At 35.1% G+C, this 17,683-nt stretch carries 23 protein-coding genes; 11 read left to right on the top strand and 12 right to left on the bottom strand.

The window, feature by feature from the left end; genetic code table 11:
• Positions 1-104: 104 nt before the first annotated feature.
• Positions 105-1,118 carry a CPBP family intramembrane glutamic endopeptidase gene (locus tag DN410_RS01475; RefSeq protein ID WP_149175022.1) on the top strand — a complete coding sequence of 338 codons (1,014 nt, stop codon included), beginning with the start codon at positions 105-107 and terminating at the stop codon, positions 1,116-1,118.
• Between the two features lie 38 nt (positions 1,119-1,156).
• Here the strand turns inward: DN410_RS01475 and DN410_RS01470 are convergent, their stop codons facing one another.
• On the bottom strand, positions 1,157-1,339 hold the full coding sequence (locus DN410_RS01470; protein WP_000707110.1) for a DUF3913 family protein: 183 nt from the start codon (positions 1,337-1,339) through the stop codon (positions 1,157-1,159).
• A 100-nt stretch (positions 1,340-1,439) separates the two neighbouring features.
• The gene (locus DN410_RS01465) at positions 1,440-1,892 is read right to left on the bottom strand and encodes an Lrp/AsnC family transcriptional regulator (protein WP_001175488.1); all 453 of its coding nucleotides are present in this window, start codon (positions 1,890-1,892) and stop codon (positions 1,440-1,442) included.
• Between the two features lie 126 nt (positions 1,893-2,018).
• Between DN410_RS01465 and DN410_RS01460 the strand changes: the two genes are divergently transcribed.
• From DN410_RS01460 to DN410_RS01450, 3 genes are all read left to right on the top strand, one after another.
• Positions 2,019-2,429, top strand: coding sequence for a carboxymuconolactone decarboxylase family protein (locus tag DN410_RS01460; protein WP_255446631.1), 411 nt, complete (start codon positions 2,019-2,021; stop codon positions 2,427-2,429).
• A 10-nt stretch (positions 2,430-2,439) separates the two neighbouring features.
• A complete protein-coding gene (locus tag DN410_RS01455) occupies positions 2,440-2,994 on the top strand; it encodes a cysteine hydrolase family protein (protein WP_149175020.1) in 555 nt (184 codons plus the stop codon).
• Positions 2,995-3,081: 87 nt separating this feature from the next.
• Complete coding sequence (locus DN410_RS01450) at positions 3,082-3,480, top strand: SseB family protein (protein ID WP_000809713.1); 399 nt, start codon at positions 3,082-3,084, stop codon at positions 3,478-3,480.
• A gap of 28 nt (positions 3,481-3,508) precedes the next feature.
• Here the strand turns inward: DN410_RS01450 and DN410_RS01445 are convergent, their stop codons facing one another.
• Complete coding sequence (locus DN410_RS01445; protein ID WP_149175019.1) at positions 3,509-4,429, bottom strand: S66 peptidase family protein; 921 nt, start codon at positions 4,427-4,429, stop codon at positions 3,509-3,511.
• Positions 4,430-4,544: 115 nt separating this feature from the next.
• Between DN410_RS01445 and DN410_RS01440 the strand changes: the two genes are divergently transcribed.
• Positions 4,545-5,639: an NAD(P)H-dependent flavin oxidoreductase gene (locus tag DN410_RS01440; RefSeq protein ID WP_149175018.1), complete on the top strand. Its 1,095-nt coding sequence runs from the start codon at positions 4,545-4,547 to the stop codon at positions 5,637-5,639.
• Positions 5,640-5,656: 17 nt separating this feature from the next.
• On the opposite strand, the gene dltD is transcribed toward DN410_RS01440, so the two are convergent.
• The 5 genes from dltD to DN410_RS01415 form a co-directional block, all read right to left on the bottom strand.
• Complete coding sequence (gene dltD / locus DN410_RS01435; protein ID WP_149175017.1) at positions 5,657-6,832, bottom strand: D-alanyl-lipoteichoic acid biosynthesis protein DltD; 1,176 nt, start codon at positions 6,830-6,832, stop codon at positions 5,657-5,659.
• Positions 6,829-7,068 (bottom strand): D-alanine--poly(phosphoribitol) ligase subunit DltC, encoded by a 240-nt coding sequence (gene dltC, locus DN410_RS01430; RefSeq protein WP_000807310.1) that lies wholly within the window; start codon positions 7,066-7,068, stop codon positions 6,829-6,831. Before dltC ends, dltD begins: the two co-directional genes overlap by 4 nt.
• Positions 7,069-7,136: 68 nt before the next feature.
• Positions 7,137-8,303 carry a D-alanyl-lipoteichoic acid biosynthesis protein DltB gene (gene dltB / locus DN410_RS01425; protein WP_149175016.1) on the bottom strand — a complete coding sequence of 389 codons (1,167 nt, stop codon included), beginning with the start codon at positions 8,301-8,303 and terminating at the stop codon, positions 7,137-7,139.
• Positions 8,300-9,814, bottom strand: coding sequence for a D-alanine--poly(phosphoribitol) ligase subunit DltA (gene dltA / locus DN410_RS01420; protein WP_149175015.1), 1,515 nt, complete (start codon positions 9,812-9,814; stop codon positions 8,300-8,302). Before dltA ends, dltB begins: the two co-directional genes overlap by 4 nt.
• A 12-nt stretch (positions 9,815-9,826) precedes the next feature.
• Positions 9,827-9,973 (bottom strand): teichoic acid D-Ala incorporation-associated protein DltX, encoded by a 147-nt coding sequence (locus DN410_RS01415; protein WP_000440293.1) that lies wholly within the window; start codon positions 9,971-9,973, stop codon positions 9,827-9,829.
• A gap of 336 nt (positions 9,974-10,309) precedes the next feature.
• Between DN410_RS01415 and DN410_RS01410 the strand changes: the two genes are divergently transcribed.
• The 4 genes from DN410_RS01410 (at position 10,310) to DN410_RS27770 (ending at position 13,379) form a co-directional block, all read left to right on the top strand.
• The gene (locus DN410_RS01410; RefSeq protein ID WP_149175014.1) at positions 10,310-11,479 is read left to right on the top strand and encodes an amidohydrolase; all 1,170 of its coding nucleotides are present in this window, start codon (positions 10,310-10,312) and stop codon (positions 11,477-11,479) included.
• A 395-nt stretch (positions 11,480-11,874) separates the two neighbouring features.
• The gene (locus DN410_RS01405; RefSeq protein WP_149175013.1) at positions 11,875-12,321 is read left to right on the top strand and encodes a flavodoxin; all 447 of its coding nucleotides are present in this window, start codon (positions 11,875-11,877) and stop codon (positions 12,319-12,321) included.
• Between the two features lie 24 nt (positions 12,322-12,345).
• Positions 12,346-13,119: a hypothetical protein gene (locus tag DN410_RS01400; RefSeq protein ID WP_149175012.1), complete on the top strand. Its 774-nt coding sequence runs from the start codon at positions 12,346-12,348 to the stop codon at positions 13,117-13,119.
• Between the two features lie 98 nt (positions 13,120-13,217).
• The gene (locus DN410_RS27770; RefSeq protein WP_071709869.1) at positions 13,218-13,379 is read left to right on the top strand and encodes a hypothetical protein; all 162 of its coding nucleotides are present in this window, start codon (positions 13,218-13,220) and stop codon (positions 13,377-13,379) included.
• On the opposite strand, the gene DN410_RS01395 is transcribed toward DN410_RS27770, so the two are convergent.
• Positions 13,376-14,284: an aminoglycoside phosphotransferase family protein gene (locus DN410_RS01395; protein WP_149175011.1), complete on the bottom strand. Its 909-nt coding sequence runs from the start codon at positions 14,282-14,284 to the stop codon at positions 13,376-13,378. The genes DN410_RS27770 and DN410_RS01395 overlap by 4 nt on opposite strands.
• A gap of 99 nt (positions 14,285-14,383) precedes the next feature.
• Between DN410_RS01395 and DN410_RS01390 the strand changes: the two genes are divergently transcribed.
• On the top strand, positions 14,384-14,893 hold the full coding sequence (locus DN410_RS01390; protein WP_149175010.1) for a biotin transporter BioY: 510 nt from the start codon (positions 14,384-14,386) through the stop codon (positions 14,891-14,893).
• Positions 14,894-14,920: 27 nt separating this feature from the next.
• Here DN410_RS01390 and DN410_RS27765 read toward each other — a convergent pair whose 3' ends face one another.
• From DN410_RS27765 to DN410_RS01380, 3 genes are all read right to left on the bottom strand, one after another.
• Positions 14,921-15,070: a hypothetical protein gene (locus tag DN410_RS27765; protein WP_000743743.1), complete on the bottom strand. Its 150-nt coding sequence runs from the start codon at positions 15,068-15,070 to the stop codon at positions 14,921-14,923.
• Between the two features lie 21 nt (positions 15,071-15,091).
• Positions 15,092-15,265: a hypothetical protein gene (locus DN410_RS01385; RefSeq protein ID WP_000343545.1), complete on the bottom strand. Its 174-nt coding sequence runs from the start codon at positions 15,263-15,265 to the stop codon at positions 15,092-15,094.
• Positions 15,266-15,341: 76 nt separating this feature from the next.
• Positions 15,342-16,700 (bottom strand): MATE family efflux transporter, encoded by a 1,359-nt coding sequence (locus tag DN410_RS01380; protein ID WP_149175009.1) that lies wholly within the window; start codon positions 16,698-16,700, stop codon positions 15,342-15,344.
• A gap of 182 nt (positions 16,701-16,882) precedes the next feature.
• On the opposite strand from DN410_RS01380, the gene uppP reads away from it, so the two are divergent.
• Entirely contained in the window at positions 16,883-17,674 is a 792-nt protein-coding gene (uppP, locus tag DN410_RS01375) for a bacitracin resistance undecaprenyl-diphosphatase (RefSeq protein ID WP_149175008.1), read from the top strand.
• Positions 17,675-17,683 lie beyond the last annotated feature (9 nt).

The following is a 17,683-nucleotide window of genomic DNA, read 5'->3' as shown; positions in this document are numbered from 1 at the left end:
TATGCTCATAGTATTATTTAGTTATCCTGCCATTTTTAGGCGAGGAGTTTCCTATAAAACGATGAGTGAAGTTTTACTTTTACTATCTTCGGAGGTGTTCAACATTGCAATATGCATTTTCACGTATAAGGCTACGTAGTTTTTTTGGATGGATGATTATAGGGTTGTTCCTTACGATAATTCCATTAGAGCTATCCAATGTTTCTGATAACACGTTAGAGGTTATTACACAAATAACTGTATTTTTTGTATTTCCGTTATTTTGGTTGTACGTAAAAGCAAATAAAAATAATGTTGTGTTTCAAAGTTTTTTTGATAAGCCAGGACGTTTACCGTGGGGACTCATTGTATTAGCAATGATAATGGGAATGATTTTTTCAGTCGGTATATCTCATATTCAATTTTACATATTAGCGCATACGTTACCTAATTTCTTAGTTACTATGTTAGAAGGCGGAAATGTCATTAATATGAGTAACGTATATATGACGATATTTACTTTCATTTCAGCATGTGTATTAGCACCTATTATGGAAGAGGTTATTTTTAGGGGCTTCTTTTTACAGCGAATGGCTTATAAATGGGGTATTAAACGAGCTGTTATTGTATCTTCGCTTATTTTTGGATTAGGACATTTTGATGTTATCGGTGCATTCATGTTTGGTGTTATTATGTGCCTTTTATACATAAAGACGAAAAATATATGGACGAATATTGCGGTGCATGCTTTAAATAATTTAATTGCAACAAGTATGCAATTTGTAGGTGGAGAGGGAAGTGATGCAATTTCAATTACTGAATTGCAGGCACAAAGTAATTTATGGATCGGCATTGGTCTTACCATTGTCGGATTACTTTGGTTAATTCCTTACATATGGAAACAATGGCGTACAGTAAAAGAAGTTGGTGTGCCACCGATGCGCTTTATAAATGAAGAAAAAGTAGTGAATGTATCACAAGAGAATGAAGTGTATAGTCAAGTCATTGTAACAGATAGATTGATGGCTGTAGAGCTACCAGATGAGGCTGTAAATAAGCTTCGGTTAGAAGAAAAGGATTATGTAACAATCTCTGTAGAAGAAGATACAATTGTTATAAAGAAAGCGTATAATCGATAATTAAAAAACATCTCTCCTATACAAAAGGAGAGATGTTTTTAATTCGTAATAATTTCTACACGAAAATTATTACCGTTCTTTACATATTTAATATCTGTAACAGTGCGGACTGTTTTTAAAAGCTCCACTTTTTCACCAATTCGAGGGATAGTCGGAACATTGTCCCAAATACCAAGCAAGTCGTCTAATTGTGCCGTTTTTTCATAAAACCAGATTTTCAATGTAAATCCCCTTTCTCGAACTTTATGTATTTTAATACATAATATATTATTTTTATTCTTATTGTAAGGGGTTTTTTATCTTTTTTTGAATAAAAATTAATTAATTTTCTGGGAATATATGTTCAATGTCCGGAGTAAGAGATACTTCTGATAATACGATATGAGAAACTGTCGTTGCATATGAAGAAACATCATTGATAAATTCTTCAAGTTCAACGAGTGAAGGGACAGAAATCTTTACGATGTAGCATAAGCTTCCTGTTACTCGGTAACAAAAACTTGCAGATGGATAAGACTGAATAAACTGTTGCATACGTGTTGTGTCACCATTTTTTAAAGTGATTTCTAAAATACAATCTAAGACAAGTCCTGCTTTTTTATAATCAATGTCGATTGTGTATTTTTGAATAACTCCTTCATTTTCGAGTTTACGAACACGTTCTGCAGTAGATGGAGCGGATAAATTTACTCGTTTGGCCAATTCGCGCATCGAAAGGCGACTATCATTATATAATTCATTTAAAATTTTACGATCAACACGATCTAATTGCATTTGTAAATATACCTCCAGTAAAATGATAATTTTTGTAAAGGAAAAATATAAATTAAGATTCATATGAAATGTAAAGAGAACTTTATTTATTTTACAATAAAATAGAAGAAAATAGGAGGGGAAATGATGGAGAGAATTTCATTATCAAATGTAGGAGATACAAAGTTTCAAAAATTATTAGGGCATAATCGGGATATATTACATTCGTGGAGTACGTTAGAAAATACACTGTATAATAAAGGAACTCTTTCGGCAGAGTTGAAGGAACAAGTCAGAAGAACATTAGCGTACGGGAATGAATGTCCGTACTGCATGGCAAAGGGGAGACCAGATGATATGCAAAAGGTAGAAGAAATTAGTGTAGCTGTTACTTTTGCGCATACATTTGTCCATGATAAAAAGGCGATAGATGATAACATGTTTTGTGCATTAAAACAATATTGGACGGAAAAAGAAATTGTAGAGCTTTGTGCTTATATTTGTTTTATTACTGCGTCGCAGCAACTTGGTTTTCTATTTCAATTACAGCCTAATTAAGGAGAGAATGATGACAAATCAAACAGCACTGATCATAATTGATGTACAAAAAGCGTTTCAATTACCATACTGGGGCGAGAGAAATAATCTTTTTGCCGAAGAAAATATGAAAAGTTTATTAGAAGAATGGAGAAAGAGGAAGCGACCAGTTTTTCATATTCAACATGTAAATAAAGAAAATGTTCAGTCGATGTTTTATGAAGGGGCGGAAACGGTAAACTTTAAAGAAGAGGTACAACCACTGCCAAATGAAATAATTATCAGGAAATCCGTTAATAGCGCGTTCATTGGGACAAATTTAGAAGAACAATTAAGAGAGAAAAAATGCAATGCAGTAGTAATTGTAGGATTAACGACAAATCATTGTGTGGAAACTACAGCAAGGATGGCAGGTAATTTAGGATTTACAACGTATGTAGTGAACGATGCGACTGCTACTTTCAATCGAAAAGGTCCAGATGGTGTAACATATAGTGCAGAGGTTATTCATAATATGACACTTGTAAATTTGCATGATGAATTTGCAACGATTGTGACGACAAAAGAAGTATTAAAATTATTTTGAAAAAATAATTACGGAATTATGTAGAAAAAAATAAGAATATTTCGTATAATCTAAGTATAATCATTTTGAAAATAGGGGTGGCATCATATGAAGCAAATTCCAGTAAAGAAAATAGAAGAAGTACTTGTTGTAGCAGGGGAAAATAAACAAAAGCAAAAAGAATTTTATGAATTGCTCCTATCAACGGAGTTTTATGTTGCCGGTTCACTAGAAGCAGAGGACGGCGCAACAGAAGGAACACTTCGTTTGCGTCATTTCCAAGGAGAGGGTAGATGGATCGTGCCGTTCTTTACACAATTGGAATTTGTAAAAGACGTGTTGCCAGAAGGTACGCCCCTTGTTACGATACGTGGAAAAGAATTATTTGGTAGTATCGAGAAAGATGCAACAGCTGTATTAAATGTTGGTACGGATATAAGTAAAACATTTATTCCAGAAGAAATTGCGGACATCGCATCTGGACGAATTTTTAATTATTATAACTAAAAAGGAAAAGCTTAATAGCTTTTCCTTTTTAGTTTGAACATGGAGTGGCTACGCCGGAAGAAATGGAGAGTGTTTTATTATTTGTATCTATTGTCGCTGTAGCCCCAAGAGGAATACCGATGTTGGGACTTATATGCCCAATTGGTAAACCGAATAGTACAGGTATATGATATGGCTTGAAGTATTCATATAATATTGTTTGCAATGACTGGGATGGTTTAGAAGGAGTACAGTCATGACAACTTGTAAAAATAACACCGCTGCACTCATTAAACTGTCCAGATAAAAGTAGTTGATTTAACATACGGTCAATGCGATACGGTTTTTCTCCAATATCTTCAAGTAATAAAAGTTTATTGGCTGTATTTGTTTCATAGGGAGAACCAATTATACTCGTTAACACAGTTAAATTTCCTCCCACTAATGTGCCTGTAACTGTACAGGGAGAGGTAGGTACGATACATTCTGATGCAGATAAGATAGAGGAATAAGGATGAAATAGTTGATTGAAAGAAGATAAAGAGAGAGAATCTATACCTTTTCCTAATTCTTCAACCATTGGACCATGAAAAGTAACGAGCTTTGCATAACGTGAAAAAGCTGTATGTAAAGCTGTAATATCACTATATCCCCAAAAAATTTTTGGGTTTTGCCTAATGATTTCATATTGAATGTGAGGGAGGAGACGGGCACTTCCGTAACCACCTCGTGCACAGAAAATTGCCTTTACTTCATTGTTTGTAAAGGCTTCATGTATATCATCAAGACGAATTTGGTCACTTCCGGCTAAATATCCATACTTCTCATAAACACTCTTCCCAATTATTACGGATAATCCCATCTCTTTTAATACATTTACACCTTTTAATACATTCTCAAGTGTTGGTGGGCCAGACGGGGCAATAATCATTACTGTATCACCTTGTTTTAATGCATTTGGATAAATCATTATTCTCAGCCTCCTTCTCTTTCAATATATTCGCTGGAGAGGAAGTTCAACCCTTGTAAAAGAAGGGGAAAGCTTGTCAAATAAAGAAGATATAAGGGGGATAGGAGGGAAAATGATGTTTACAAGTCGAGTAATAGATATATTACAAATTAAGTATCCCATCATTCAAGCTGGTATGGCAGGTGCGATTACGACGCCAGAACTTGTTGCAGCTGTAAGCAATAGCGGAGGGTTAGGTACGCTTGGAGCAGGGTATATGAGCCCAGAACAAATACGTGAAGCGATTTATAAAATAAGAGAATTAACAGATAAGCCTTTCGGTGTTAATTTACTGTTAACGAAAGAGATACAGATAGAAGAAGAGAAGGTAGACGAGGCAAAAGCATTACTTACTGGAGTGAATAGAGAATTAGGTATAGAGGAAGAGCAAACTTTAAAGCTGCCGAAAAGTTATAAAGAACAATTGCAAGTGTTATTAGAAGAAAAGGTACCAGTTGCTAGCTTTGCATTTCAAACGTTAGAAAAAGAAGAAATAGATGACTTAAAAAGGAGAGGAATAAAAGTTATCGGAACAGCTACTCATGTAGCAGAAGCGAAAGCACTTGCCGAGCTAGGGGTAGATATTATCGCTGGACAAGGTAGCGAGGCAGGAGGGCATAGAGGAACGTTTATTGGGAAAGAACAAGATGCTATGATTGGTACGTTTGCGTTAATCCCGCAATTAGTAGCCGCAGTCCCGCATATCCCGATTGTCGCAGCGGGTGGTGTAATGAACGGACAAGGACTTGTTGCTGCATTTACGTTAGGGGCAGAGGCTGTTCAAATGGGATCAGCCTTTTTAACGAGTAAAGAAAGCATTACACATGATGTATATAAAGAGGCTGTCTTACAAAGCACCGATACGAGCACAACAGTAACCCGTGCGTTTTCCGGGAAATATGCACGGGGCATTCGTAATGAATTCATAGAAAGACATGAAGGAAAAGAAGATGGGCTTCCGATGTATCCGGTGCAAAACGTATTAACTTCTAAAGTACGCCAAGAAGCAGCGAAGCAAAATAAAGGTGAATACATGTCACTTTGGGCGGGACAAGCATCATCATTGGCGCGAATAGAATCAGCTCAGAACGTAGTGGAGCGTGTCATGGCAGAAGCAGATAACGTAATTGAACAATTACAAAATGTATATAGAAAAAGACCACTTGAATAATTCAAGTGGTCTTTTTCTTAGTTTGCTTTATAAAATTGTTGGATGGCCTCGTCAATGTAAACCCAGCCTTTCCAACCTAAGTGCATATGATCTTTTAAGAAGTATTTATCATACTCATGATTTGAGAAGTCGGCAATTGGATAACCAGCTTTCTCAATTTGCTCATGAACTTTCTTGTAGTACAATTCGCGGCGCTCTTTCGGGAATCCAGCGTAATCGTACCAAGGACCTTTCACAGGAACAGAAATGAAGAGTGGTTTTGCACCAGATTGTTTTAATAAATCAAGTACAATTTGTAAATCTTCATATTCTGGCGATTGATCATAAGCATCATTTCTTAAGTAGCCTTCACGTTGCTTTAATTTCTTCTTGATTTTGCTGTTGAAGTAATCATCTTCGATACCATATTCGTTCGATCCTGATTCTACTGCACCAGTTTGATCTGCATGTTTACGAGCCTCTTCCCAGTTCATTTGTTTTAATGAAGGGTCAAGTTTTTCTTTATGCGGTTTAATATTGAACATTGCTGTAAACAAGTCTTTACGATCTAAAATGTTACGATAAATATAAGCGAAAGGTTTAGCAGCAAGTGCCTTTACTTTATGCTTCGTATCATCATAAGCGATACCTTCAAGTGAAATTTTTAATAAAGTTTCTTTTTTAACAATCTCAAAGTTTAATAAACGTTTTGCAATTTGTTTTTTCATTTCAGGTTTTAAATCATCGTTGAAAATGAAGTGATAACCTTGTTGTTTTGAAAAGTTAGGTGCAAAGTGCGTTTCATCAATACCTTGTGGTACAAACCATTGCGGAGAAAGAACGAATACCATTTTCTTATCTTTCAATTGATCCATTGTAGATGCGAAGTTTAACACATGTACAAGGTCTTGTGTTCCGCCGCGTCCAAGTAGGAATGGTGTAAATCCTTCAGGCTTTACTTTGAAATAATTCGATGGATGGAAAGCATCCATACGTGCGAATTCCGATGAACCGTACATCGGAAGGTATTTCGGGTCTGCTAACATCTTTTGCTGTAAAATCATACTTTGAATCTTTTCTTCTTTTAAAGAAGTCGCAGCTTGTTCTACTTTTTCATCACTTAAAAGTGGGAGTAGGAAGCGCGTTGGAATAAGTAAGAATACAGCAAAAAGGGCCAATGCTAAAAGCATCGGACCAAATTTTGCTTTGTTCATCGGATTTCTTCCAACTTCTTAATAACCATGTTTGGTGTAGCCCACTCGTCACGGTCAAAATCAGAAATAGAAACTTCAATATCTAAACGCTCTTGGAATTCAACTAATAAAGATACTACAGCGAAAGAATCAAGAATACCTTCTTCAAATAATTGAACATCTAAGTTTTCTTTTACAATATCGTTTTCACATACTTCTTCTAAAATATCTAATACTTGCTCTTTGAATTCTGCCATTTTTAAAATCTCCTTTATATCCGAAATATATTATATGTGCAACTTCTTAATGAAATAAGAAGGGTGCATTAAAAGTATCTGTTAAGGTGTCCAGAGAAAATTAGGAAACCGAAACATACAACGTGGAACGTAATTACAATCGAAAGGACATGCGTAAATTTATTATTTGGCCAAAACTTATGTTTCTTGTTTTTTCGTTCGAAAATATCGAATAGGATGAACAAGGCAGCGTGATAAAGACCATAAATAATGTATTGATACACATGCTCACCAGTAATATGCCATATTCCCATGATGAAGAAGTTTAAAAATGCACCGATATACGAAATTGTGTATCGGTTTTTAATTAACTTTTTCTTCGTTGCAAAAAAGACAAAACGCATGTAAATAAAGTCACGGAACCAGAATGATAAACTCATGTGCCAGCGGTTCCAGAAGTCTTTAATATTACGACTAAGGAATGGTTTATTAAAGTTTTCTGGCGTTTTAATCCCCATCATATAACTTACACCGATTACAAATGAGCTATAACCAGCAAAATCGAAGAATAAATATAAGCTATAGCTATACATGTAAATCATATTCGAAAGGATTGTGTCATGTTGCGCGAATGCTGGATCCATAAAATATTGCTTTATTAAGTAAGCGATAATAAATTTATACAAGAAACCTTGGAAAATACGGTTTAGTCCTGTATATAGTAAGTTTTGATATTCCTCTGCACTAGGTGGCTTTTGAATATCTTTTTGGAATCTTCGGTAACGATCGATAGGTCCGGTTGAGATAGCTGGGAAGAATAAAACGAATTCCCAAAAATTGAAGAAGGAAAGTTCTTTAATTAAGCCATCACGAACTTCAAATACCATTTGTACTGCTCTAAATGTTACATAAGACATTCCTAAAAATACAACAAACTTTAGCTCCGGTACAAATGGTGCGATTTTTGCCAAAATAAGTGGCAAAATTGATAAAATAACAGCTATACAAAATGTGAATGTACTATTATTTTGTTTTCTTAAAATTAAATAGCCTTTAATAAGGACATATTGCCAAATAATAAATGCGGCTAACATAATTGCTTGCTTCGGTTTATCAGAGAAGATAATAGCAAGCATGACTAATGTTAAAACGGCATTATATTTACGCAACATTTTACCTTTTAATCCAGCTATGATAGTAGGTATTAATAAAATGCCCACTATAGCGAAAAAATAAAATGATCCATATGCGGTCATGCTGTAACCTCACTCAATAATTTTTTGCGATCTACCTTTCCATTTGGTGTCATTGGAATAGAAGATTGATACATGAATTTACGTGGAATCATGTAGTTTGGTAAACGCTCATTGAGTTCTTTTTTGATTGCAGATGTTAATTTGAATTCTTTTTCAAACGAATGCTCTCCAGGAACAACAACCGCTAATAAATAATCGTATTTTTCACCTTTTTTAATGGGAACAATAACTGCCCCTTCTACGTAAGAACACGCACGAAGATGATGTTCGATTTCTTCTAATTCCATTCGATAACCATGAAGCTTAATTTGGAAATCAAGACGACCATTATAGAATAGAAGACCATTTTCTACATAGCCAGCATCGCCTGTTTTATAGGCACGCTCGCCGTCAATTATAGTAAATGCTTTTTCTGTTAATTCAGGGCTGCCTAAATACCCAACGCTTACGCTAGGACCAACAATTACGATTTCACCTTTTTCACCATCAGGTGCAATTGTGCCATCTTCTTTCATAATAAGAAGGCGACAGTCTGATTTACAGTAGCCAACTGGAAGTGATTTATATTGATCCAGCACTTCTTCTGTAACGTGAATACCTGTTACAGCAACTGTAGCTTCTGTTGGACCATACGTATTCATAATTGTTGCTTTCGGGAAACGCTCGATTAATTTTCTAGCTACTTCATTTGGTAACACTTCACCGCAGAATAAGAATGTTTTCATGTTTGGTAGCATACTCTCAGAAAAAGATGCTTCCATTAAACACATTTCAGCGAAAGATGGTGTTGAAGTCCATACTTGTATATCCGATTGCTCTAAAGAAGCAAACAAGTCTTTTGGACGTGCAATCATATCTTTATCGATTGCCCAAAGTGTACCACCTGTTACTAATGATGGGTAAATATCCATTACAGATAAATCGAATGAGAAAGGTGCTTGGTTTAAGAATACTTGCCCAGTTTGTAAGTTAAAATCTTCCACAGCCCATTTTGTAAAGCTAACAAGGCAGTTATAAGTAATCTGAACCCCTTTCGGATTACCTGTGCTTCCTGATGTGTAAATAATGTAGAAATTCTCATCACCTTTTACCGCATGTTCAGGATTTGGAGTGTTCCCTTTATGAGTAAAGAAAATATCTTTTAAGTTGTTTTCACTTACAATGCGAACTGGTAAATCAGTTACAGTTACTTCAGCTGCCGATAAAAGTAATTTCGCACCAGAATTTTCAGCGATACGTTGTACACGATCAGCTGGGATAGATAAATCTACAGGAATATAAGCGTGTCCAGCTTTTACACAACCTAAAAAGTTAATAATCATTTCAGGTTGCATATGGCCATACACCATAATTGGTGAACGATCATCTGGATACTCAGAAGAAATCCAATGTGCTAACGCATCAGAATCTTCCTTTAATTGTTTGTACGTAATTTTCGCATCTCGCCAAACAAAAGCGGTTTGATTAGGCGTTTCTGCAGCCCACTTTTCAATTTGTTCTAATAACTTCATAACGTTCCCACCCTAAAATTCGTTGTAAATAAATGTACTTGTGTTTGTATCATGGAATCCATACAACCAAAGTAATGCAAATAAAATTGCAAGGTAATAAACCGTCTTTGCAACCCATTGTGTGAGTGGTCGAGACCATATCTCTTTTAATCTTTCCATGTCTTTCCCTCTCTTAATGAAATAATAGCTCTTTGTAGGTATCATGTCCTACATTATTGTGAAAAAAACAAAATCCCACATTTTAGGTAAAAATAAGTCAAAAGGCTCTTTTCTGATATTAGCACTAAATACTAAAAAAGAAAATCCCTAACTTAGCAATTATATTACATTCAGCATGAATTTGTAATGGCTTTGACATGTAAATAGAAAGTGGATTGTGTGAATGTATGAAAGTGGACTGGAAGAATGTTCGGAAATGCAATATTTACTTGTATTTTTGAATCTTTCATAGTTAATTTCTAAATTGCTAAAGTTTCTTAAAAGGAGGAATTTCTGATGAAGAGCATGTGGAAGGATATTATTTCAGAAGAAAATATTATTAAATGGAGACGGCATTTTCATAAATATCCGGAATTATCATTTCATGAAGAAGAAACTTCGCAATTTATATATGATACATTACGCTCATTTGCTACTTTGGAAGTAACGAGGCCAACGAAGCATAGTGTACTAGCAATTAAAAGAGGAACGGAACAAGGAAAGGTAGTTGCAATTCGAGCTGATATAGATGCTTTACCAATTCAAGAGGAAACAAGGAAACCTTATGCGTCTACGAAGAAAGGAATGATGCATGCATGTGGACATGATGCGCATGCTGCTATTTTGTTAAGTGTTGCAGAGACGATAGCAAATATAAAGGAAGAGTTTGCAGGTGAGATTCGTCTATTCTTTCAGCATGCAGAAGAAGTATATCCTGGCGGCGGACAAGAAATGGTTCAGGCAGGTGTTATGAATGGTGTTGATTATGTAATAGGTTTACATGTTATGTCTGGATTGGAAAGCGGGAAAATTGGGATTGTGTATGGAGCGATGATGGCAGCACCAGACGTATTTACAGTTGAAATTCATGGCAAAGGGGGGCATGCGGCGCGGCCAGAAGAAACGGTAGATCCTATTGCTATCGGAGCACAAATCATTACAAACTTACAACATATCGTATCGAGAAATACAAGTGCTTTTATGCAAAGGGTAATTTCAGTTACGCAGTTTCATGGGGGCATGGCAGATAATATTATTCCTAGTGTAGCAACTTTAATGGGAACAGTTCGCTCTTTTAATCAAACATCAAGAAAAGAAGCAGAAGAGAGAATTGAGCAAGTTGTGAAAGGAATTACAAAAGCACATGGAGGGGAGTATACATATACGTATCGATATGGATATGATCCAGTTATTAATGATGAATCTATTACGAAAGTAGTAGAAGAAAGTGCGATATATTTATTCGGGAATGAGCGTGTTGTGAAGCTGGAACCTTCTATGGGAGGAGAAGATTTCTCAGCATATTTAAGAAAAGCACCAGGTTGCTTCATTAAATTGGGGACGGGGAATGAAAAAATAGATACTTGTTATCCACATCATCATCCAAAATTTGATGTAGATGAATCAGCCCTCATTTATGGAGTGGAATTGTTTTTAGAAACAACGATGAGATTGCTGAAATCATAGAAAAGCATAAAAAAAGGCAACTGCACTCTATTGCAGTTGCTTTTATTTCTTTCCGTCAGAGAGGGCTGAGAAAGAACTATGCTCATTTATAGTATATGAATAGCTAACGGACAAGCTTGTACATTTTAACTATTTTTTAAAAAATAGTTGTTGACATTGATAATCAATGTCAATTAATCTAAGTATAGTTGAAATTGATAATTATTATCAATAAGATGGGTGCGACATGTTAATGAGAAAAAAATATCACCTTCTGCGGAGGGGATTAAAAGATAAAAACAAAGATGTTGATCAGCATATGGAATGGCAATGAAATGTAATTCGTTCGGAATATGTAGAAGAGAAGAGTACAATCCAAACAGAAAAAGAGATACAAAGTAAAGGGAGAGATACAGTTGAGTAAGTTAGTAATGATTTTTGCAAGTATGAGTGGAAATACAGAAGAAATGGCTGATCATATTGCAGAGGCAATTCGTGAAACAGAAAATGAAATTGAAGTTATTGATATTATGGATTCACCAGAAGCTTCTATATTAGAACAATATGACGGGATTATTTTAGGCGCTTACACTTGGGGAGACGGAGACCTTCCGGATGACTTCTTAGATTTTTATGACGCAATGGATTCTATTGATTTAGCTGGAAAAAAAGCAGCAGTATTCGGGTCATGTGATTCGGCTTATCCGAAATACGGCGTGGCAGTTGACATTTTAATAGAAAAGCTACAAGAACGTGGGGCAGCGGTTGTGTTAGAAGGACTAAAAGTAGAATTAACGCCAGAAGATGAAGATGTAGAAAAATGTTTACAGTTTGGAGCTGAATTTGTAAAACACCTTTCTTAATGGCAGAAGGGAGATGAAGAGCAAGTGCATGAGAAAATCGCAATCAAAACGATGACAGATTACCATTTGTATGATTTTATGCGTTGTCCGCACAAATTTTATTTTCGTCATATAAAAAGAAGAGAACCTTCTTCTTTTGAATGGCAACAAATAGCACAAATGATTGTGAATCAAATTATTAACGAGTATTACACACTACCTGCGGGCCAACAAACGAAAGTTATACTTTTAATATTAATAGAAAAGTATTGGAAAAGAGTAAGGATTAATATGTTCGCTTCGAAGACGGAGTACTATATTGTGTTAGCGAAGCTAACGGATCACTTATTACAGTTTGTTGAAAGAGATGATAGCGAGACGCCGCCGTTATTTTTATATGAAAAATTTCAAACATATATGGAAGAGTTAGGTGTCCACATGTCATTGACATTAGAAGTTGGTGAGTGGCATACTGAGTCGTTTGTAATTAAAAAGTATGTTGTTGATGCGGATGAGGAAATGCTTGCTCTTTGTCAAAAGTTAATGACAGTATTCAGTTATAAAGCTTTCGGTATTCTTCCAGGCAAAATTGAAGTTATTAATTTAATAGAAGGAACTAAGTATGAGTACATTCCGAAACAGGAAGATATTATAATTGGAATGGCTGATTTATCTAGAATGAAAGAAATGTTGCAACAACCTGAGCACTACACAGAGCGTCATTTTCGTTCTGAGTGTATAAGTTGTGCTTTTCGTAGTGAATGCCAAGGGGAAGAAGTAAAGGAAGAAGCGAAGCAGAAGAAAAATATCGTGCATTAAAGGATGCAAATTTGCATCCTTTTTTGTTATTGACATGAAAAGCTTTTCATCATTTACGGTGTATTTGTAGCAGATTTTAATAAGAGGAGGAATAATCAATGAAAGACGAAATGAAAGTATTTCAATGGTTAAAAGAACAGAATGCTCCTTTTGGAATTCAACTGCAAATTTTACAGGCATTTCAACTGTATAAAGTTATTGTTGAAATGGATAAAAAGTTAATGATGTATGAGGAGAAAGAGTACAGGGAAAGAATTTAATCTTGTCCCTGTAATACCAGTTTCAGCTGTTTTGTACCAGCTATGAATTCAAGCTCATTCTTTGTTTCAAAGTTATAAATAATAGTATGTAGTAAAGGGCTGTATTGATAAAAGGTCGTGATGCGGTAAATGAGTAATGGGTCATGATGAGAAATAAGCGTACGGTATTGCTCATATACAGATGTAGTAAATTCATGTCCGAAATCATAATATAGCCCTGCAAAATCAAAAGCAGGATCGCCAATTTGAGCATCACCAAAATCGATAACACCCGAAATGATTTTATGCTGCTTATTAAATAAAATGTGATGATGTGTAAAGTCAGCGTGAATGATTGTATTTTGAAAAGTCGATGTATCTATGCATGTAAAGAAATTTTCGAATAGACGATTTAATGCTGATTTCTGGAATGAAGTAAGGGTAATAGCGAGATATTGGTTTAATTTTATTTGTAGTTCTTTCCAGTAGGTAAATGTTTTTTCAATAGGGAAATCTAACGATGTAACTTGTTTTAAAGGAATACTATGTAGTGCCGCAAGGAAAGTAGCTAATTGTGTAATAATTACTTTCAGTTCTTTATCTCCCAACTGGGTAACGGTTTCTGTTTTTAATGGTTCACCATGAATGAGAGTATAGTAACTACAAAGAGGAGCCTCATCAGAATCATTTTTATAGAATAGGTGATATTGTGGAACCTCGATTTCTTGTAGTGAATGAGAGAGAATTGTGCAGAGTTCTTTTTCTAAAGGAATTCGCTGTGCATATTGAAGTTTCCGCGGGAAACGAAACAGTATCTCGTCATTTATGATAACCGCTATATTATCCCATCCTTCTTCATTTTGCTTATATGAATGTATAGAAAGATTAGGCAAAGCTTCTTTTATATATTGTTTGTAAGAGTCCATAATCGTTCCTCGTTTCTAAGTTAAAGTTAGATTCTTCTATTTTATAATATCGGAATCTTCTGTCTGTATGTTGAAATTTAACTATCATTGTGAATAGGGATTGGGTGTATTGTGAAGAAAAGAATAGTAATTATTTCTATATGTATCGCCTTTGGTTTGTTTTGGTCATATAAAGAGGCAGTTTTTGCTACCTTTAAACCGATAGATCAGTACGAGTTGAATAAGGAATTAAAGAACAAAAGTATAGAAAATTTAACTCATAATGAAATGAAGAAGGTAGGAGAGCACTTTGTGACAGCACAATTATCAGTGTTTGAGTTTACTGATAGAGAAGATGTGAAGCAAAAAGGTGAAGAGATATTTGTCAGTAGAGGATATGAACAGTTGATACAAAATTATTACCCAAATCGTTTTCGGGATTTAGAGTTTAAATTTACAAGCGAGGAGATACGTGAAGAAACGGATGATAGTTTTCTTTATCATACTGTAGCGTATGTTTCTGGTACGGAATATGGTAAGAGAAGTGAAATGAAATTAAATTATGAGATGAAAATTGTAAAGGGTAATAAAGTATTTAAGGTACTTGAGCAAAAACAGTATGTACAATAAAAAAGCCCCTCGAAGAGTAGAGGGACTTTAAAGGTTTTCGTTTTGTTGCCCAAGTTCTTTTTGAGCAATATATAAATTTCCTTGCTCGACTTGTTTCTGAGTAAGAACAGAATCACCTGCATAACCTTTTTGTGTTTTAACAGTTCTTTTTGAACGATTGGAATCTTGTTTCTTCATATAATAGACCACCTTCTTCTATCAAAAATAAACGAAAATGATAAGTACGAGTAATACAGCAGCGAAAATGGTAATGCCCATTAAAAACGAAGTGTTTTTATATTTAGGTGGCTTATGTACATCTTGCCGATATCCAGGTGAAATTTCAGGGGCGAATTCTTCGTCAAATGATTGCTTTTTGTCTTTTTCGTCCATATGTATCCACCTTTCTTTTTCATTATGTTATACGTTACAAGAAAAAATATGCATAAAGAAAACAGCCGCTTTATCGTTAGCGGCTGTTTTGTGTTGTATATTTTCTTTGCACTTGAAAGAGACGGATAAGTAGGAAGCTAGCGCCAAATGCTAGGCCGATAATAAGACCAATCCAATAACCTTTCGCTGCCCAATCAGTATAAGTTGCTAATATGTAGCCAAGAGGTAGACCGATTACCCAATAGGCGATCAATGTCATAATTAAGGCAACATTTACATCTTTATAACCACGTAGTGCCCCTTGTACAGGAGTTGCAATTGCATCTGAAATTTGAAATAAAATCGCAAATATAAGAAATTCTTTTGCTAAATGATGAACTTGTACATCTGTCGTATAAATAGAAGCAATTTCATCATCAAAGAAATAGAGAAGAATCGAATATAAAAGGGCGAATGCAAGAGCTAAGCCAATGCCGATAAAACCATATTGTTTTGCATTATCGTATCGTTTTGCTCCAACTTCAAATCCAACTGCGATAGTCATTGCCATTGCTAAACTGAGCGGAGTCATATATAACAAGGAAGCGAAATTCATAGCTGCTTGATGCGCTGCAATAGTCGTTGTACTAAAATTGCTCATCATAAGTGTTACAGCAGCGAAAATACTCGTTTCAAAAAAGATAGCAAATCCGATAGGTACCCCCAGTTTTAAGAAGGCTTTCCAACTCGTGAGAGAAGGGCGGTATAGCTGTTTAAAGATATTAAAAGATGCAAAGGGTTCTTTCGTACGAATAATAATGACGGTAATAATTAATATGCACCAATATGTTGCTGCTGAAGCGATTGCGGCACCAACACCACCGAGTTTTGGAAACCCGAAATGACCAAAAATTAATACATAATTTAATACTACATTAATTGGTAATGATAATAAGGTAATAATCATTGTTGTTCGAGTTTTTCCTAATGCATCAATAAATCCACGTAAGACAGTGTAAGTGAATAAGGGAATAATTCCAATCGCGATAATAATTAAAAATTGTGCTGCAATACGTTCCACAGGTTCTTCTAAGCGCATGCCGTTTAAAATAGGTGAAACAGCGAAAAAACCGATAAGAATGACAACAAAGCTAGCACAAATTGCTAAATATACTGCCTGTATGACAACGTGGGGAACGTCTTCTTTTTTCTTTGATCCAACGAGTTGTGCAACAATTGGCGTAGTAGCCATTAAAATTCCTGTTAATCCCGTACTAACTGGAATCCATATACTCGTTCCGATAGCTACACCTGCTAAATCAGTAGGACTTGCATGCCCTGACATTGTCGTATCAAAAAAGCTCATCGCAAATAATGACATTTGCGTTACAAAAATCGGGAAAAAGAGTAATACAAATTGCTTTAACTTTTGTGAGAATGAAGTAGTTTCTTTCATAAAATCCCCTTTCAACGTAAAAAACAAACTCTTACTATCATACAATTTAATTAAAAAATAGAAAAGAAATACGCGCATGCAACAGATAGAATCGATAAAAAAAGGATGCACTTTGAAAAGGGATAAGGTATTATGATAAGGTGTGAAAAAATTACATATTCGTTATTAAGGAGGCACTACTTGTGGCTGATTGGTTAATTGGAATAATCATGGGTGCTGTTGAAGGTTTAACAGAATTTTTACCAGTTTCATCAACAGGACATATGATTTTAACAGGTCATTTAATTGGATTTGACGATGAGAGAGCGAAAGTTTTCGAAGTTGTTATTCAATTGGGATCGATTTTAGCAGTTGTTGTTATATTTTGGAAGCGTCTATGGTCATTAGTTGGAATAGGGAAAGTAACTGATGGACCATCGTTAAATTTATTACATATTATTATCGGGATGATTCCTGCCGGCGTACTTGGCGTATTGTTCCATAGTGCAATTAAAGAAGTTTTATTTGGGCCAGGCCCAGTTGTCATTAGCTTAGTGGCTGGTGGTATTTTAATGATTGTTGCTGAGAAGTTTTCGAAACCAAGTACAGCAAGAACATTAGATGAAATCACATATAAGCAAGCATTTACAATCGGAATGTTCCAATGTTTAGCGCTTTGGCCAGGATTTTCTCGTTCTGGTTCTACAATAAGTGGTGGTTTATTAGCTCGCGTGTCACATACAGCGGCAGCTGAATATACATTCATTTTAGCAGTACCAATGATGATAGCTGCAAGTGGCTTAGATTTAATTAAAAGCTGGGATATATTAAGTGCGGCTGATATACCGTTATTTGCAACAGGATTTATTACAGCGTTCGTTGTTGCGATGCTTGCAATTGTTTCATTCTTAAAATTATTATCTCGTGTAAAACTAACACCGTTTGCTTACTACCGTTTCATTTTAGCTGCGGTATTCTATTTCTTCATTATGTAATAAAAAAAC

The sequence above is a fragment of the Bacillus sp. SH5-2 genome (genome assembly GCF_008368905.1).
Classification (GTDB): domain Bacteria; phylum Bacillota; class Bacilli; order Bacillales; family Bacillaceae_G; genus Bacillus_A; species Bacillus_A luti.
Note: the sequence above shows the minus strand (reverse complement) of the source record. Positions and strands in the feature narration are given on the sequence as shown.

Excerpts from the sequence above, each read along its gene's own strand:
- DN410_RS01395 (WP_149175011.1), bottom strand. The coding sequence starts at position 14,284 with ATGGACTCTTACAAACAATATATAAAAGAAGCTTTGCCTAATCTTTCT.
- dltB (WP_149175016.1), bottom strand. The coding sequence starts at position 8,303 with ATGACCGCATATGGATCATTTTATTTTTTCGCTATAGTGGGCATTTTA.
- DN410_RS01410 (WP_149175014.1), top strand. The coding sequence starts at position 10,310 with ATGAAGAGCATGTGGAAGGATATTATTTCAGAAGAAAATATTATTAAA.
- dltC (WP_000807310.1), bottom strand. The coding sequence starts at position 7,068 with ATGGCAGAATTCAAAGAGCAAGTATTAGATATTTTAGAAGAAGTATGT.
- DN410_RS01445 (WP_149175019.1), bottom strand. The coding sequence starts at position 4,429 with ATGATTTATCCAAATGCATTAAAACAAGGTGATACAGTAATGATTATT.
- DN410_RS27770 (WP_071709869.1), top strand. The coding sequence starts at position 13,218 with ATGAAAGACGAAATGAAAGTATTTCAATGGTTAAAAGAACAGAATGCT.
- DN410_RS27765 (WP_000743743.1), bottom strand. The coding sequence starts at position 15,070 with ATGAAGAAACAAGATTCCAATCGTTCAAAAAGAACTGTTAAAACACAA.
- DN410_RS01465 (WP_001175488.1), bottom strand. The coding sequence starts at position 1,892 with ATGCAATTAGATCGTGTTGATCGTAAAATTTTAAATGAATTATATAAT.
- DN410_RS01385 (WP_000343545.1), bottom strand. The coding sequence starts at position 15,265 with ATGGACGAAAAAGACAAAAAGCAATCATTTGACGAAGAATTCGCCCCT.
- DN410_RS01415 (WP_000440293.1), bottom strand. The coding sequence starts at position 9,973 with ATGGAAAGATTAAAAGAGATATGGTCTCGACCACTCACACAATGGGTT.
- DN410_RS01380 (WP_149175009.1), bottom strand. The coding sequence starts at position 16,700 with ATGAAAGAAACTACTTCATTCTCACAAAAGTTAAAGCAATTTGTATTA.
- dltD (WP_149175017.1), bottom strand. The coding sequence starts at position 6,832 with ATGAACAAAGCAAAATTTGGTCCGATGCTTTTAGCATTGGCCCTTTTT.
- DN410_RS01440 (WP_149175018.1), top strand. The coding sequence starts at position 4,545 with ATGTTTACAAGTCGAGTAATAGATATATTACAAATTAAGTATCCCATC.
- DN410_RS01450 (WP_000809713.1), top strand. The coding sequence starts at position 3,082 with ATGAAGCAAATTCCAGTAAAGAAAATAGAAGAAGTACTTGTTGTAGCA.
- DN410_RS01455 (WP_149175020.1), top strand. The coding sequence starts at position 2,440 with ATGACAAATCAAACAGCACTGATCATAATTGATGTACAAAAAGCGTTT.
- dltA (WP_149175015.1), bottom strand. The coding sequence starts at position 9,814 with ATGAAGTTATTAGAACAAATTGAAAAGTGGGCTGCAGAAACGCCTAAT.
- DN410_RS01460 (WP_255446631.1), top strand. The coding sequence starts at position 2,019 with ATGGAGAGAATTTCATTATCAAATGTAGGAGATACAAAGTTTCAAAAA.